This is a genomic window from Streptomyces sp. NPDC001515 (assembly GCF_053597115.1).
Map to the genome: position 1 here is coordinate 1 of NZ_JBSFHN010000085.1, position 1,903 is coordinate 1,903.

The following is a 1,903-nucleotide window of genomic DNA, read 5'->3' on the forward strand; positions in this document are numbered from 1 at the left end:
GCGGGGCCGCGCGGTGGGTGTCACCGTGCGGCCCCGCACTGTCTGCCGGGTGGGGGTCTCAGCCCTTGCGGTTGTTGATCTCTTCGGTGAGCTGGGGCACGACGTCGAAGAGGTCGCCCACGACGCCGTAGTCGACGAGCTCGAAGATCGGCGCCTCGGCGTCCTTGTTGATCGCGACGATCGTCTTCGAGGTCTGCATCCCCGCCCGGTGCTGGATCGCACCCGAGATACCCGACGCGATGTACAACTGCGGCGAGACCGACTTGCCCGTCTGACCGACCTGGTTGCTGTGCGGATACCAGCCCGCGTCCACCGCGGCGCGCGACGCGCCCACCGCCGCACCCAGCGAGTCCGCCAGCGCCTCGATGATCTGGAAGTTCTCCGCGCCGTTGACCCCGCGACCGCCCGAGACCACGATCGCGGCCTCCGTCAGCTCCGGACGCCCCGTCGACTCCCGCGCCTCACGCGACACCACCCGCGTCGCCCGCGCCCCCTCCGAGAACGACACCGCCAGCTCCTCCACGACACCCGCCGCGGCCACCGGCTCCACCGCCGCCGAGTTCGGCTTCACCGTGATCACCGGAACACCCCGCGACACCCGCGACTTCGTCGTGAACGACGCCGCGAACGCCGACTGCGTCGCCACCGGACCCGACTCACCCGCCTCCAGATCCACCGCGTCCGTGATCACACCCGAACCGATCCGCAACGCCAGCCGCGCCGCGACCTCCTTCGACTCCGCCGACGACGGCAGCAGCACCGCCACCGGCGACACCACCTCCACCGCCGCCCGCAACGCCTCCACCTTCGGCACCACCAGATACTCCGCGAACTCCGGCGCCGACGCGGTCAGCACCCGCACCGCACCGTGCTCACCCAGCACCCCCGCCGTCGCACCGGCACCCTCACCCAACGCCACCGCGACCGGCTCACCGATCCGACGCGCCAACGTCAGCAGCTCCAGCGTGGGCTTGCGGACAGCACCGTCCACATGATCGACAAAGACGAGAACCTCAGCCATGAAACTCAATCTCCTGCAAGCGAAAGAAGCACCGACGGACAGACGGGAGGAACAGGGCCCCGCCCACACCCCACGAACACCCGGATCAAATGAACTTCTGACCCGCCAGGAACCCGGCCAGCGCCTTCCCGCCCTCGCCCTCGTCCTTCACGATCGTGCCCGCCGTACGCGCCGGACGCTCGGCCGCCGAGTCCACCGCACTCCACGCACCACCCAGACCGACCTCGTCCGCCTCCACACCCAGATCATCCAGATCCCACGCCTGAACCGGCTTCTTCTTCGCCGCCATGATCCCCTTGAACGACGGATACCGCGCCTCACCCGACTGGTCGGTCACCGACACCACCGCCGGCAACGACGCCTCCAGCCGCTCCGAAGCCGCATCCCCGTCACGGCGCCCACGCACCGCACCGCCCTCGACCGACACCTCCGACAGCAACGTCACCTGCGCCACCCCCAGCCGCTCCGCGAGCAACGCCGGCAGCACACCCATCGTCCCGTCCGTCGACGCCATCCCGCACACCACCAGATCGAAACCGGCCTTCTCGACCGCCTTCGCCAGCACCAGCGACGTCCCCATCACATCACTGCCGTGCAGACCCTCGTCCTCGACGTGAACCGCCTTGTCCGCACCCATCGACAACGCCTTGCGCAACGCGTCCCGCGCATCCTCCGGACCCACCGTCACCACGGTGACCTCCGCGTCATCGGCCGACTCCGCGATCTGCAACGCCTGCTCGACCGCGTACTCGTCCAGCTCCGACAACAGCCCGTCGACATCCTCACGGTCCAACGTCAGGTCATCGGCGAAATGCCGGTCACCGGTCGCGTCGGGCACGTACTTCACACAGACAACGATCCTCAAGCTCACGCCGGCTCTCC

General features: G+C 69.2%; 2 protein-coding genes. Both read right to left on the reverse strand.

Translation table 11 applies throughout. The annotated features are described in order from the left end of the window. Positions 1–58 precede the first annotated feature (58 nt). The gene (locus tag ACWCXC_RS37395; protein WP_450891815.1) at positions 59–1,021 is read right to left on the reverse strand and encodes an electron transfer flavoprotein subunit alpha/FixB family protein; all 963 of its coding nucleotides are present in this window, start codon (positions 1,019–1,021) and stop codon (positions 59–61) included. Positions 1,022–1,106: 85 nt separating this feature from the next. Next, positions 1,107–1,892, reverse strand: a complete 786-nt coding sequence (locus ACWCXC_RS37400; protein WP_450891816.1) for an electron transfer flavoprotein subunit beta/FixA family protein — start codon at positions 1,890–1,892, stop codon at positions 1,107–1,109. Positions 1,893–1,903: the final 11 nt, after the last annotated feature.